This is a genomic window from Brucella sp. JSBI001 (assembly GCF_026014005.1).
GTDB classification, from domain to species: Bacteria; Pseudomonadota; Alphaproteobacteria; order Rhizobiales; family Rhizobiaceae; genus Brucella; species Brucella anthropi.
Genome location: NZ_CP110339.1, coordinates 1,320,092 through 1,333,695, shown reverse-complemented (window position 1 = coordinate 1,333,695; position 13,604 = coordinate 1,320,092). Strand labels below are relative to the sequence as shown.

The window sequence follows — 13,604 nt, the reverse complement described above, 5'->3', positions numbered from 1 at the left end:
TCATAACACCAGGAGGGCCGGGTTACCGGCTTAAAGAGATGGAACTCGATATTGTCTCCCTGTCGCGATTGCAGTTTGCAATCACGGCACTTTATCACTTCCTCTTCGTACCTCTGACCTTGGGTCTTTCCGTGTTGCTTGCCATCATGGAAACCGTTTACGTGATGACGGGGCGACTCATCTGGCGGCAGATGACGAAATTTTGGGGTACGCTGTTTGGCATCAACTTTGTCATGGGCGTCGCGACGGGCATCGTGATGGAATTCCAGTTCGGCATGAACTGGAGTTATTACAGCCACTATGTCGGCGACATCTTCGGCGCACCGCTCGCCATCGAAGGCCTTATGGCTTTCTTCCTTGAAGCAACCTTCGTAGGTCTGTTCTTCTTCGGCTGGGATCGCCTGTCGAAAGTCGGGCACCTCATGGCGACTTATGCGGTCGCGGCAGGTTCCAACTTCTCGGCACTGTGGATTCTGATCGCCAATGGCTGGATGCAGAATCCGGTCGGGTCGGCATTCAATCCCGAAACCATGCGTATGGAAATCACCGATTTCTTCGCAGTGCTGATGAACCCGGTCGCGCAGGCCAAGTTCGTGCATACGGTTTCTGCCGGTTATGTCACCGCGTCTGTTTTCGTCCTCGGTGTTTCGGCCTGGTATCTGCTCAAGGGACGCTCGGTAGAACTCGCCAAGCGCTCGATGACCATTGCAGCATCGTTCGGTCTTGCCGCGACACTTTCCGTCGTCGTCCTTGGTGACGAAAGCGGCTATCTGGCCAACGAACATCAGAAGATGAAGATCGCGGCGATTGAAGCCATGTGGGAAACAGAACCGGCTCCGGCTTCGTTCACCGTCTTCGGTTTCCCGGATCAGGCAGCACGCGAGACCCACTTCGCGGTGCATATTCCGTGGGTCATGGGCCTGATCGGTACGCGTTCTCTCACCACCCCAATTCAGGGCATCAACGATCTTGTTGAAAGTGCGGAGAACCATATCCGCAATGGCATCGTCGCCTATGACGCCTTGCAGAAAATCCGTGCGGCTGGCGACACGAATGCCGTTCCGCAGGAAGTGAAGGACGTCTTTGCCGATAACAGTCAGTGGATGGGCTATGCGCTTCTGCTGAAGCGCTATGTCGACGATCCGCGTCAGGCAACCGACGCACAGATCACACAGGCCGCAAACGATACCGTTCCCGGTGTCCTGCCCCTGTTCTGGGCCTTCCGCATCATGGTCGGCATCGGCTTCTTCCTGATCCTGTTGACGGGCACATTCTTCGTGCTGTCTGCGCGTCGTAAACTCGACCGTTATCCGTTCCTGTTGCGGATTGCCGTGTTTGCAATACCGCTACCGTGGATCGCAGCCGAAATGGGCTGGATCGTCGCGGAGTTCGGCCGCCAGCCATGGGTCATCGAAGGCATATTGCCGACGGCAGTCGGGGTTTCCAATCTCGGAGCATCCACAGTGCTGCTGACCATACTTGGTTTCGTGGCGATCTATACGGTTCTCTTCATCATCGAGATGGGCCTGATGATCCGTGCTATCAAGGCTGGACCTGAACCCGACAGCAAGCCGGAAGCAATGCTCGCCCCGGCCAGCATCGCACCTGCGGAGTAAGGATCATGATACTCAGCGATTTGTTGGACTATGAAACCCTGCGTCTCATCTGGTGGGTGCTGCTCGGCGTATTGCTGATCGCTTTTGCCGCGATGGACGGGTTCGACCTTGGTGTCGACATACTCATGCCCGTCGTCGGCAAAACCGATGTCGAGCGACGCATCATCATCAACACGATCGGCCCGGTCTGGGAAGGCAATCAGGTCTGGTTGATCCTCGGGGGCGGTGCTATTTTCGCTGCCTGGCCACAGCTCTATGCGGTGTCTTTCTCGGGATTCTATCTGGCGATGTTTGTCATCCTGTTCGCACTCATCCTGCGTCCGGTCGGGTTCAAATATCGTTCCAAGCGCGAGAGTGAGGCCTGGAGGAGAGGCTGGGACTGGGCGCTTTTCATCGGCGGTTTCGTTCCTGCCCTTATCTTCGGCGTTGCCGTCGGCAATGTCCTACAGGGTGTTCCATTCCGTATCGCCGACGACTTTCAGATATTCTATGAAGGCTCGTTCTTCGGTCTGCTGAATCCGTTTGCACTGCTTTGCGGCGTGCTTTCGGTGACCATGCTCTGCATGCATGGCGCTTCTTGGCTGATGTTGAAGACGACCGGGGATATTCAGGCGCGTGCCCGGTCCTACGGCAGCATCGCAGCTCTTCTGACTGTGGTGCTCTATGTGCTGGCTGGGGTTGTCAGCTGGTTCTGGGTTTCGGGCTACCGGATCACGAGCGCCATCGTCACTGACGGGCCATCCAATCCGCTGCGCAAGACTGTGGAACTGGATCACGGTGCATGGTTCACCAACTATGTGAACTATCCTGTCCTGCTGATCGCTCCGGCGCTCGGCATTTTGGGGGCATTGGCAGTCTTCATCGCATTGCGTAGCCGTCGTGAATTGGCCCCGCTGCTGTTCGGAAAGCTGTCGATCTTCGGCATTATTTCGTCGGTCGGCGTGTCGATGTTCCCGTTCATTCTGCCATCGTCGCTCGATCCGCGCTCAAGCCTGACGGTATGGGATTCGTCTTCCAGCCATATGACACTGTTCATCATGCTGGTTGTGACGCTCATCTTCCTGCCGTTGATCGTTGTCTACACGTCCTGGGTTTACAAGGTCCTGTGGGGCAAGGTCGACAAGGACATGATCGAAGACGACAGCAATCACGCTTACTAGAGTGCATTTCGATCTGATTGCATCAGATCGGCGCTCTATAAGTTTCGTTTCAACGCGCATCCTGAAAACCGTTTCACACTGTTCAGGATGCGCTTGGAACAACCGAGAAAGGAAAGCGATATGTGGTATTTTTCCTGGTTGTTGGGGCTTCCGCTCGCTGCGGCTTTCGCCGTGCTCAACGCCATGTGGTATGAGCTGATGGATGACCGGGCGCGCAAGCGTCTCGCGGCCGATCCAACAGCGGATCTGGCTCGTGAAGGCAAGAAACACCATTAGAGCACGTTTCGATCTGATTACATCAGATCGGCGCTCTAACGTCCTCTATTTCAAGCATAATCTTATCGATCCTCGTTTCACTCCGGTCGGATTGTGCTTTGACATGAAATAAAAACGGCCCGGAAACGGGCCGTTTTCTTTGATGGAGGTCGCTCAAGGTTGGGGTATTGTCAGCTCGGCTACGAAATCATAGGCATCGCCGCGATAGAGTGATTTTGTAAACTCCACCACCCGACCGGACGGCAGATACGAAATCCGTTCGATGGACAGACCCGCATCGCCTTCCTTGACGCCCAGAATGCGTGCGTCGGGGTCTTTGATGTTGCAGGCTGCTATGCGCTGGACCGCACGCACAGGGCGAAACCCGGTGCGGCTCAGCTCGGCATAGAGCGAGCCCTTGACCGCATCCGGGTCGGGCAGGATTTCGCTTGAAAGACTTGCGCGCTCGATGGCCAGCGGCATGTCACTCGCAATGCGCAGGCGACCGAGGCGGGCAACGCGGGTTTCCGAAGAAACGCCCAGCTTCATCATCTCTTCAGGCGAAGGGTAGTAAAGGCCGCGCTCCAGCCATCGGGATTGCGTGGTGATGCCGCGGCGCGCCATGTCCTCAGTAAATGAAGTCAGCATCGAGAGCGACTGCTGCACGCGTTCGCTCGGGCGCACGACGAACGTGCCCGAACCATGACGGCGCACGAGAAGCCCGGCCTTGACGAGATCATCCACCGCCTTGCGCACCGTCACACGGCTGATATTGGCATATTCAGCAATGTCGCGTTCCGGCGGCAGGGCTTCGCCATCAACCAGCTGCCCGGCGCGGATCGCAGTCTCCAGTGACTGACGCAGCTGCATGTAGAGTGGGCCACCAGAAGAGGGAGCAGAACCCTGCAGGTTCTTGGGCAGGAAAGCGCTGAAATTTCCGCTCATTCACGCGCCTTTCCATTTTGCGACCCATATCGCTTGAGGGCCAGTTGTAGAGCGCCTGTCAAAGCATCCGCCGCAGGCTTTACCAGAAGCTTCTGCTGGTGTGGCGGCAGCCACTCCACATAAAGCGGTGCCATGCCGCCTAGCAGGCTGATGCGTTCAGCGCCCTGTTTGATCAGTACGTCAAGCGTTTCACTTACATAACCAGCAGAACGCTCCAGCAACATCCGCGCTGTCGCGTCTCCCTCGTTCGCATACTGGAAAATACGTGGAGCATATTTGCCAAAGTCACCGGGCTTCGCCGTCCACGCAAATTCGACCAGATTATCCGGATTGTTGTCGAACTCGTTGAGGAGGTCGGTCGTCAGGCGTGTGCGTGGATGAATGCCGTCATGCACGAGCAGGCTTTCCTGCAACAAGCTTTGACCGAGCCGCGCACCGCTGCCGAGATCGCTCAAAGGAAAACCCCATCCGCCGACTGAATGAATTCGACCGCTCCGGCGTGTGATGTAGGCCGTGCCCGTGCCGAGAATGGCAACGATGCCGTCCTGATCGCCAAGCGCACCCTGCAGGGCGATCACGCCGTCAAACTCCACATTGGAGTGCGCGAAGGGCAGGCCGCGTTCTATCGGGGTGCCTGCACCCACGACATTGCCGCCTGCCAGACCGAGAACCGCGTGACTGGTCGCATAATGCGCCTTATCCAGCCCGGCATCATCAAAAGCGTTATCGATCGCCGCAATCACATTGATCAGCGCCGTTCGCGGATCGGTGACGATATTGGCGGAGCCGCTGCGCCCCGAACCCAGAATCGCACCATCGCTACCCGCCACCACGGCGCGACATCCCGTGCCGCCACCATCGACGCCAATGAAGAATTCAGTCATGAAGATACCTCCAGCTTGAAGATACCAAAAAAATACCATTAACCAAGCAGATTTGTCGGCTTGTGAGAAAAATGATTAATTCGTTGATAAAACTTGAGAAAAACGACTGTTTTAAATTTTTATGCGCGAAAGTTGTAAACTTCTCTGGACAATTGGTACGTTTTTGGCATTAATTTCAACAGAAGGGGAGCGCAATGCCGCTGAGGGCGAGGAGCACGCGGAATAGGGATGGAGATCACCGGCGGGGGCCGGTACTTTTCCCATAACGCGAGGAGCGATCGTACTGAAGCGGTCTGGCGTACTTTCGCCTCTGTTGCGCATCCGCGCTAAAAAACGGGAGAAGGTCAAATGGTTCGTAATACGTTGAAACTCATGCTGCTGGGTTCCACGCTTTTGGCGTCGGGATCGGCTGCGCTTGCCGAAGATGTCACACTGACGGTCGAAAGCTGGCGTAACGACGATCTGCAGATCTGGCAGGAAAAGATCATTCCGGCTTTTGAAGCCAAGAATCCTGGCATCAAGATCAATTTCGCACCGAGTGCGCCAACCGAGTATAACGCGGCCCTCAATGCCAAGCTCGACGCCGGTTCAGGCGGCGACCTTATTTCCTGCCGTCCGTTCGACACGTCGCTCGAGCTTTTCAACAAGGGCAAGCTCTCCGACCTGACCGATCTCGAAGGCATGAAGAACTTCTCCGACGTTGCCAAGTCCGCTTGGAGCACTGACGACGGTTCAAAGACCTTCTGCGTGCCGATGGCTTCGGTTATTCACGGCTTCATCTACAATCAGGAAGCCTTCGACAAGCTGGGGCTCAAGGCTCCGACCACGGAAGCCGAATTCTTCGAAGCTCTCGACAAGATCAAGGCAGACGGCACCTACATCCCGATGGCCATGGGCACGAAGGATATGTGGGAAGCCGCAACCATGGGCTACCAGAATATCGGACCAACCTACTGGAAAGGCGAGGAAGGCCGCAAGGCTCTGATCGCCGGTACAGAAAAGCTCACCGATCCGCAGTGGGTCGAACCGTTCAAGGTTCTTGCCAAGTGGAAGGATTATCTGGGCGACGGTTTCGAAGCGCAGACTTATCCGGACAGCCAGAACCTGTTCACGCTTGGCCGCGCCGCCATCTATCCGGCTGGTTCGTGGGAAATTGGCCTGTTCAATACGCAGGCGCAATTCAAGATGGGTGCCTTCCCGCCACCGGTCAAGAATGCAGGCGATACCTGCTACATCTCCGACCACAACGATATCGGCCTTGGCCTCAACGCTTCGAGCAAGCACGCAGAACAGGCAAAGGTTTTCCTGAACTGGGTATCTTCGCCTGAGTTCGCTGAAATCTACGCCAATGCGCTGCCGGGCTTCTTCAGCCTCAATTCGACGGCAGTGAAAATGAGCGATCCGCTGGCACAGGAGTTCGTTTCCTGGCGCGAAAAGTGCAAGCCAACCATTCGTTCGACCTACCAGATTCTCTCGCGTGGCACGCCGAACCTCGAAAATGAAACCTGGGTTCAGTCGGCCAACGTCATCAACGGCACTGTGACGCCGGAAGATGCCGCGAAGAAGCTGCAGGAAGGTCTGGACAGCTGGTACAAGCCTGCGAAGTAAAAACGCGGGACAATATGGGCGGCGATCGCGGGGGCGCGCCGCCCATATCTTTCGTCTGTCGCATCGACATGCAGTTTTGCAATCGGTGCATTCCGTGTCAGTTTAAAATGACGCGAGCGGGCAGGGATGGGAAATATTGTTTCCCGGTTTGCACGCATTCTCGTGAACGAGAACGCTAACCATCGGTTTTATGCATTTCCGAACGCAAATGGTTCATACCTTTGCTGGAAATGCTCTTGAAGAGCGAATGCCTATATGAGCCAATCTGCCGACATGACAGGTATTGTGCACAAGCGCCCAAGGCGTTGGCATATACTTGTATTTCTTCTGCCCTGCGTCCTGATCTATACGGCGGTGATGGTGCTGCCATTGATCGAGACACTTCGGCAGGCATTCTTCAATGTCGTCGACGGACAGCGCGCTTTTGTGGGGTTCGCCAATTTCCAGGCACTTTTCGGTGATCCGAACTGGTCACGCGATTTCTGGAATGCGTTGAAAAACAACGTTATATTCTTTTGTATTCACATGCTTGTTCAAAACCCGATCGGCATTCTGCTGGCAGCCATGCTGTCCCTGCCGAAGCTGCGTTTTGCTGCCTTCTACCGCACGGCGATCTTTCTCCCAACGCTGCTGTCCTTCGTGATCGTGGGCTTTATCTGGAAGCTGATCCTGTCGCCGATCTGGGGCGTCGCACCGTGGATGATGGACCTTGTCGGTCTCAAATGGCTGTTTGGCCCGTGGCTCGGCAAGGCGGATACGGCGCTTGTCACCGTGTCGCTCGTCTCGGTCTGGCAGTTCGTCGGCATTCCGATGATGCTGATCTATGCAGCTCTTCTGAATATTCCCGATGAAATCATCGAAGCGGCCGAATGTGACGGCATCACCGGTTGGAGCCAGTTCTTCAAGATCAAGCTGCCGCTGATCCTGCCTTCAATCGGCCTGATCTCGGTGATGACCTTCGTTGCCAACTTCAACGCGTTCGACCTCGTCTATTCGATGCAGGGTGCGCTTGCCGGACCGGACAAGTCGACAGATATTCTGGGCACGTTCCTTTATCGTACTTTCTTCGGCTTCCAGCTGCAGCTTGGCAACCCGTCCATGGGCGCAACCATCGCCGCCGTGATGTTCCTCATCATTCTGGCAGGTGTGTCGCTCTACCTTTTCGGCATCCAGCGCCGCATGCGCCGCTACCAGTTCTGAAGGACGAGACCATGTCGAAAGCACGCACATCGCCCATTCGCACCACTCTCGTTCATGCGGCCCTGATCTTCTATATGCTGATCGCCGTGTTCCCGGTGGCGCTGACGCTGATCAATTCGTTCAAGGATCGCAATGCGATTTTCCGCACGCCACTGCAGTTTCCGACACCGGAAAGTTTCAGTCTCATCGGCTATGAAACGGTTCTGAAGCAGGGCTCCTTCCTGACTTACTTTCAGAACAGCACCATCGTCACGGTGGTGAGCATCTTCCTTGTGATCCTGTTCGGTGCGATGGCAGCCTTTGCGCTCGCTGAATATCGCTTCAAGGGCAACACGCTGATGGGGCTTTATCTCGCCATCGGCATCATGATCCCGATCCGGCTCGGCACGGTTGCACTGCTGCAAGGCATGGTAGCCGCAGGTCTGGTCAACACGCTGACGGCGCTGATCCTCGTTTATACCGCGCAGGGCCTGCCGCTTGCGATCTTCATCCTGTCGGAATTCATGCGAACAGTATCCGACGATTTGAAGAATGCCGGGCGAATAGACGGCATGTCGGAATATGCAATCTTCTTCAAGCTGGTGCTGCCGTTGATCAGGCCTGCCATGGCCACGGTCGCCGTTTTCACCATGATCCCGATCTGGAACGATCTCTGGTTCCCGCTGATCCTTGCGCCAAGTGAAGCCACCAAGACGGTGACGCTCGGTTCGCAGCTGTTCATCGGTCAGTTCGTCACCAACTGGAATGCGGTTCTGTCAGCGCTTTCGCTGGCGATGTTCCCGATCCTCGTCCTTTACGTCATATTCTCGCGGCAGCTGATCCGCGGCATCACCGCGGGGGCTGTAAAATGAGTTCTGCAATGCAAAATCCTGTTCGTGTTCTTTCCGCCGGTCTCGGCAATATGGGCCGCAGCCATGCACTGGCCTATCACCGCAATCCCGGCTTCGAGGTCATCGGCCTCGTCAATCGCACCAAGGTTGCCGTTCCGGATGAACTGGCAGGCTATGAAATTCATCCTTCCTTCCATGAAGCACTGAAGGAACTGAAGCCCGATCTCGCCTGCGTCGCTACTTATTCGGAAAGCCATGCGGATTATGCCGTCGCGGCGCTGGAGCAGGGCGCGCATGTGTTCGTGGAAAAGCCGCTGGCAACGACGGTTGAGGATGCGCGTCGGGTAATCGACTGCGCACGCGCCAACGGACGCAAGCTCGTCATCGGCTATATTCTGCGCCATCATCCGTCGTGGATGCGGCTTATTTCCGAGGCACGCCAGCTCGGTGGACCTTACGTCTTCCGCATGAATCTCAACCAGCAATCCAGTGGCGCAACCTGGGAGACGCACAAGAACCTGATGAACACCACGTCGCCCATTGTCGATTGTGGGGTGCATTATGTGGACGTCATGTGCCAGATCACTGACGCCAAGCCGGTGGAAGTGCGCGGCATGGGATTGCGCCTCTCCGACGAGATCAAGCCGGACATGTATAATTACGGCCATCTTCAAGTGTTGTTCGATGACGGCACGGTCGGCTGGTATGAAGCGGGCTGGGGACCGATGATGTCGGAAACGGCCTTCTTCGTGAAGGACGTCATCTCGCCGAACGGCTGCGTCTCGATCGTCATGAACGAGGCCGTGACCAAATCCGATGATGTGGACGCCCATACCAAGACCTCGACCATCCGTGTTCACCGCGCCGAGCGCGGAGCAGATGGAAAGTTCCTGAAACCGGATACGGACCTCTCCATGGCCGACGAGCCCGGACATCAGGAATTGTGTGAACGCGAGCAGGCTTACATGCTGAAGGCCATTCGCGAAGATATCGATCTCAACCGACATATGGATGACGCGCTGCAATCGCTGCGCATCTGTCTTGCGGCAGATGAAAGCGTGCGCTCGGGCCAGCCTGTCAAACTGTAAGCCGGTAGAAATTAGAGCGGTTCCAGTTAAAACGGATTCGTGGAACCGCTCTATCTCTTTGTTTTCACGCATTATCCTACGCAAAACCGCTTCGCACTTTTGCTGGAAATGCTCTAAGGGAATTAGTTACGTGGGATCGCTGCTACTCAAATCGGTACACAAGCGCTACGGCGCACAGGAAGTTCTGCAGGATATCAATCTTGAAGTGCAGGACGGCGAATTCATCATCTTCGTCGGACCTTCCGGTTGCGGCAAGTCAACGCTGCTGCGCTCCATAGCCGGTCTGGAAGATGTTTCTTCCGGTCAGGTGCTCATCAATGGCGATGATGTTACCGTCACGCCGCCTTCCAAGCGCGGCATCGCGATGGTGTTCCAGTCCTATGCGCTTTATCCTCACCTGACGGTCAAGGACAATATGGGGCTTGGCCTCAAGCAGGCAGGCACGGCCAAGGCTGAAATCGAAATACGCGTTTCGAAAGCTTCGGCAATGCTGTCGCTTGACCCTTATCTGGGTCGCCGTCCGGCTGAAATGTCAGGTGGCCAGCGCCAGCGCGTCGCCATCGGGCGTGCACTGGTGCGCGAACCGGAACTGTTCCTGTTCGATGAACCGCTGTCGAACCTCGATGCTGCACTTCGCGTGCAGACGCGGCTTGAAATCGCCAAGTTGCACCGCGAGCTCAAGGCGACGATGATCTATGTCACGCATGATCAGGTTGAGGCCATGACGCTTGCGGACCGTATCGTTGTCCTCAATGCCGGCCGCATCGAGCAGGTCGGTTCGCCGATGGAACTCTATAACAAGCCTGACAATCTGTTTGTCGCGGGCTTCATCGGCTCGCCGCAGATGAATTTCGTGGACGGCACCCGTGTTGGCGACGCAGGAGCGAAGACGGTCGGTATCCGTCCCGAGCACATTTCCGTCAGCCGCGACAGCGGCAAATGGAAAGGCAAGGTCATCCACGCCGAACATCTCGGTGCCGATACGATCCTTTACGTCGAAACCGAAGCTGCAGGCCTGATCACGGTGCGGCTCTTCGGCGAACATCACTACAACGAAGGCGACATGATCTTCATTACGCCTGATGATAGCAAGACGCATCGGTTTGATGCGAACGGCAAAGCGATCCGCTGAACCGAACATTTCGCAGCTTCTTACCAAGCCGTATCCACAAGCCGCGCCCTCGGGTGCGGCTTTTCTTTTTGGAGAATCGGCGTCGTTTGATGGACGTAATTCTCGCTGGGATACATGGACAAAACGCCTCATGCTGAGTTTGTGAGAAACGAAAACCGCGCTTGAAAGGGCCGAAAGAGTACCAACAAGTACTGACGTTTTCGTCAATCAAAAGCAATATTATTGCGGTACTAGATAGTTAAACATTCCACTTAAAATCCCATCGAAATCACGGGAATAAGCTTGTTTCGTCCGGTGCACCTTAGCTGCTGCCAAAGCACGAGCGAACCCGTTTCAAAAAAGAGTGCCGAAGCGGCCGAAAAATAATCTTGCTTTATTTTTAAACCCGTTCCACCCTGAAAACGGATGGTGCCGAAGGAGGAAATCGGCGCCATGTCGCATGGGAGGAACAAGGTCGGCAGATGTGACCAACAACGCCGACGATAGGGTTTCCGAAACGCACGGAACCAATCCAATATTCTCCCGTTCGACATTTTGTAAGTTCCCTAGGCCAGTTGCGAGGCCAGTTTCGAGGGTTACCCGCATGAGTGATGATGTCGTACTATCCCTGCATGTTCCCGAGCCGGAGTGGCGGCCTGGCGATGCACCGGATTTCTCCCATGTCAAAATCCCGCGTGCGGGAAGCGTTCGCAGGCCGGAAATCGACGAAAAGCCGGAAGCGATGCGCGATCTGGCTTTCAGCATCATCCGCGTTTTGAACCGCGAAGGCGAGGCGGTCGGTCCCTGGGCGGGCACCCTGACCGATGATGAGTTGAAAGACGGGCTTCGCCACATGATGATCCTGCGCGCCTATGATGCGCGTATGATGATGGCCCAGCGTCAGGGCAAGACCTCGTTCTATATGCAGCATCTCGGCGAAGAGGCAGTCAGCTGTGCTTTCCGCAAGGCATTGCGCAAAGGCGACATGAATTTCCCGACCTATCGTCAGGCCGGTCTGCTCATTGCCGACGATTATCCGCTCGTCACGATGATGAACCAGATTTTCTCCAACGAGCAGGACCCGCTGAAAGGCCGTCAGCTTCCGGTGATGTACTCGTCACAGGACCATGGCTTCTTCACCATTTCCGGCAATCTCGCGACGCAATATACGCAGGCCGTCGGCTGGGCCATGGCTTCGGCCATCAGCCACGATACGAAGATCGCTGCAGCATGGATCGGCGATGGCTCGACCGCAGAAAGCGATTTCCACGCCGCATTGGTTTTCGCTTCGACCTACAAAGCCCCGGTGGTGATGAATATCGTCAACAACCAATGGGCCATTTCCACCTTTCAGGGCATTGCACGCGGCGGCTCCGGCACTTTCGCAGCGCGGGGCCACGGCTTCGGCATTCCTGCCCTGCGTGTCGATGGCAATGACTATCTGGCCGTTCATGCGGTAGCCAAATGGGCTGTGGAACGCGCCCGGCGCAATCTCGGACCGACCATCATCGAATATGTGACCTATCGTGCTGGCGGACACTCAACCTCTGACGATCCATCCGCCTATCGTCCGAAGGCCGAAAGCGACGCATGGCCGCTTGGCGATCCAATCCTGCGGCTCAAGAACCATCTTATCAAGCGCGGCGTCTGGTCGGATGAACGTCACAAGCAGGCCGAAGCCGAAGTGATGGATCTGGTGGTGGCTGCACAGCGCGAAGCGGAAGCCATTGGTACATTGCATGACGGTCGCAAGCCATCGATGCGCGACATGTTTGAGGATGTCTATGCCGAAACGCCGCCGCATCTTATCCGCCAGCGTCAGGAGGCGGGGTTTTGAGCATTTCCAGGAAAAGTGTGAAGCGGTTTTCCTGGAAATGCGGAGGAAATAATTCATGACCAAGATGACCATGATCGAGGCGATCCAGAACGCCCACGATATCGCCATGGAACGCGACAAGAAGGTCGTCGTGTTCGGTGAGGATGTCGGTTATTTCGGCGGTGTTTTCCGCTGTACGGCTGGCCTCCAGAAGAAATATGGCAAGGAACGCTGCTTTGATGCGCCGATCAGCGAACTCGGCATTGTCGGCACCGCCATCGGCATGGCCGCTTACGGTCTTCGCCCCTGCATCGAAGTGCAGTTCGCGGACTATGTCTATCCGGCCTATGACCAGATCGTTTCGGAAGCGGCACGCCTGCGTTATCGCTCGGCGGGCGAGTTCACCTGTCCTATCGTAATCCGCATGCCATCCGGCGGCGGCATCTATGGCGGCCAGACGCACAGCCAGAGTCCGGAAGCGCTTTTCACCCATGTGTCGGGCCTGAAGACGGTCATGCCGTCGACGCCTGCCGATGCCAAGGGACTGCTGCTGGCGGCCATCGAAGACCCTGATCCCGTTATCATGTTCGAACCGAAGCGTCTTTATAACGGTCCTTTCGACGGGCATCACGACCGTCCGGTGACATCCTGGAAGAAACATGATCTCGGTGATGTGCCGGAAGGCTATTATACCGTGCCGCTAGGCAAGGCTGCCATTCGCCGCGAGGGCAGCGACGTGACGGTGCTTGCCTATGGCACCATGGTCCATGTGGCGCTTGCCGCCGCCGAGGAAACCGGCGTCGATGCTGAGGTGATCGATCTTCGCACGCTGCTTCCACTCGATACGGACACCATCATGGCGTCGGTGAAGAAGACCGGGCGCTGCGTAATCGTGCATGAGGCGACGCTGACCTGCGGTTACGGCGCGGAACTTGCCGCACTCGTGCAGCGTGATTGCTTCTATCATCTGGAAGCGCCGATCCTCCGCGTTACCGGTTGGGACACGCCTTATCCGCATGCGCAGGAATGGGCCTATTTCCCCGGACCCGACCGGGTGGGCCGCGCGCTAACATCCATCATGGAAGCTTGAG

Annotated in this window: 12 protein-coding genes; 10 read left to right on the top strand and 2 right to left on the bottom strand. The window is 56.3% G+C overall.

All coding sequences use genetic code 11. The annotated features are described in order from the left end of the window. Window positions 1-38: 38 nt before the first annotated feature. The 3 genes from LJ361_RS06500 (at window position 39) to cydX (ending at window position 3,052) form a co-directional block, all read left to right on the top strand. On the top strand, window positions 39-1,616 hold the full coding sequence (locus tag LJ361_RS06500; protein ID WP_012092944.1) for a cytochrome ubiquinol oxidase subunit I: 1,578 nt from the start codon (window positions 39-41) through the stop codon (window positions 1,614-1,616). A gap of 5 nt (window positions 1,617-1,621) precedes the next feature. Further along, a complete protein-coding gene (gene cydB, locus LJ361_RS06495; protein WP_010658740.1) occupies window positions 1,622-2,776 on the top strand; it encodes a cytochrome d ubiquinol oxidase subunit II in 1,155 nt (384 codons plus the stop codon). A 120-nt stretch (window positions 2,777-2,896) separates the two neighbouring features. Then, window positions 2,897-3,052 (top strand): cytochrome bd-I oxidase subunit CydX, encoded by a 156-nt coding sequence (cydX, locus tag LJ361_RS06490; protein WP_029375948.1) that lies wholly within the window; start codon window positions 2,897-2,899, stop codon window positions 3,050-3,052. Window positions 3,053-3,205: 153 nt separating this feature from the next. Here the strand turns inward: cydX and LJ361_RS06485 are convergent, their stop codons facing one another. Continuing rightward, entirely contained in the window at window positions 3,206-3,976 is a 771-nt protein-coding gene (locus LJ361_RS06485; protein WP_010658742.1) for a GntR family transcriptional regulator, read from the bottom strand. Beyond that, window positions 3,973-4,860: an N-acetylglucosamine kinase gene (locus tag LJ361_RS06480; RefSeq protein WP_010658743.1), complete on the bottom strand. Its 888-nt coding sequence runs from the start codon at window positions 4,858-4,860 to the stop codon at window positions 3,973-3,975. Before LJ361_RS06480 ends, LJ361_RS06485 begins: the two co-directional genes overlap by 4 nt. Window positions 4,861-5,208: 348 nt before the next feature. Here LJ361_RS06480 and LJ361_RS06475 point away from each other — a divergent pair, with 348 nt between their 5' ends. From LJ361_RS06475 to LJ361_RS06440, 7 genes are all read left to right on the top strand, one after another. After that, window positions 5,209-6,468: an ABC transporter substrate-binding protein gene (locus LJ361_RS06475; protein ID WP_010658744.1), complete on the top strand. Its 1,260-nt coding sequence runs from the start codon at window positions 5,209-5,211 to the stop codon at window positions 6,466-6,468. Between the two features lie 255 nt (window positions 6,469-6,723). Beyond that, the gene (locus tag LJ361_RS06470; RefSeq protein WP_010658745.1) at window positions 6,724-7,668 is read left to right on the top strand and encodes a carbohydrate ABC transporter permease; all 945 of its coding nucleotides are present in this window, start codon (window positions 6,724-6,726) and stop codon (window positions 7,666-7,668) included. Window positions 7,669-7,679: 11 nt separating this feature from the next. After that, on the top strand, window positions 7,680-8,519 hold the full coding sequence (locus LJ361_RS06465) for a carbohydrate ABC transporter permease (protein ID WP_010658746.1): 840 nt from the start codon (window positions 7,680-7,682) through the stop codon (window positions 8,517-8,519). Further along, window positions 8,516-9,586, top strand: a complete 1,071-nt coding sequence (locus LJ361_RS06460; RefSeq protein ID WP_012092947.1) for a Gfo/Idh/MocA family protein — start codon at window positions 8,516-8,518, stop codon at window positions 9,584-9,586. The genes LJ361_RS06465 and LJ361_RS06460 overlap by 4 nt, the downstream gene beginning before the upstream one ends. A gap of 130 nt (window positions 9,587-9,716) precedes the next feature. Beyond that, window positions 9,717-10,718, top strand: a complete 1,002-nt coding sequence (locus LJ361_RS06450; RefSeq protein WP_151615659.1) for an ABC transporter ATP-binding protein — start codon at window positions 9,717-9,719, stop codon at window positions 10,716-10,718. Between the two features lie 583 nt (window positions 10,719-11,301). Continuing rightward, the gene (locus tag LJ361_RS06445) at window positions 11,302-12,534 is read left to right on the top strand and encodes a 3-methyl-2-oxobutanoate dehydrogenase (2-methylpropanoyl-transferring) subunit alpha (protein WP_151615660.1); all 1,233 of its coding nucleotides are present in this window, start codon (window positions 11,302-11,304) and stop codon (window positions 12,532-12,534) included. Between the two features lie 55 nt (window positions 12,535-12,589). Next, complete coding sequence (locus LJ361_RS06440; protein ID WP_010658750.1) at window positions 12,590-13,603, top strand: alpha-ketoacid dehydrogenase subunit beta; 1,014 nt, start codon at window positions 12,590-12,592, stop codon at window positions 13,601-13,603. Window position 13,604 lies beyond the last annotated feature (1 nt).

Excerpts from the sequence above, each read along its gene's own strand:
- LJ361_RS06500 (WP_012092944.1), top strand. The coding sequence starts at position 39 with ATGGAACTCGATATTGTCTCCCTGTCGCGATTGCAGTTTGCAATCACG.
- cydB (WP_010658740.1), top strand. The coding sequence starts at position 1,622 with ATGATACTCAGCGATTTGTTGGACTATGAAACCCTGCGTCTCATCTGG.
- cydX (WP_029375948.1), top strand. The coding sequence starts at position 2,897 with ATGTGGTATTTTTCCTGGTTGTTGGGGCTTCCGCTCGCTGCGGCTTTC.
- LJ361_RS06485 (WP_010658742.1), bottom strand. The coding sequence starts at position 3,976 with ATGAGCGGAAATTTCAGCGCTTTCCTGCCCAAGAACCTGCAGGGTTCT.
- LJ361_RS06480 (WP_010658743.1), bottom strand. The coding sequence starts at position 4,860 with ATGACTGAATTCTTCATTGGCGTCGATGGTGGCGGCACGGGATGTCGC.
- LJ361_RS06475 (WP_010658744.1), top strand. The coding sequence starts at position 5,209 with ATGGTTCGTAATACGTTGAAACTCATGCTGCTGGGTTCCACGCTTTTG.
- LJ361_RS06470 (WP_010658745.1), top strand. The coding sequence starts at position 6,724 with ATGAGCCAATCTGCCGACATGACAGGTATTGTGCACAAGCGCCCAAGG.
- LJ361_RS06465 (WP_010658746.1), top strand. The coding sequence starts at position 7,680 with ATGTCGAAAGCACGCACATCGCCCATTCGCACCACTCTCGTTCATGCG.
- LJ361_RS06460 (WP_012092947.1), top strand. The coding sequence starts at position 8,516 with ATGAGTTCTGCAATGCAAAATCCTGTTCGTGTTCTTTCCGCCGGTCTC.
- LJ361_RS06445 (WP_151615660.1), top strand. The coding sequence starts at position 11,302 with ATGAGTGATGATGTCGTACTATCCCTGCATGTTCCCGAGCCGGAGTGG.
- LJ361_RS06440 (WP_010658750.1), top strand. The coding sequence starts at position 12,590 with ATGACCAAGATGACCATGATCGAGGCGATCCAGAACGCCCACGATATC.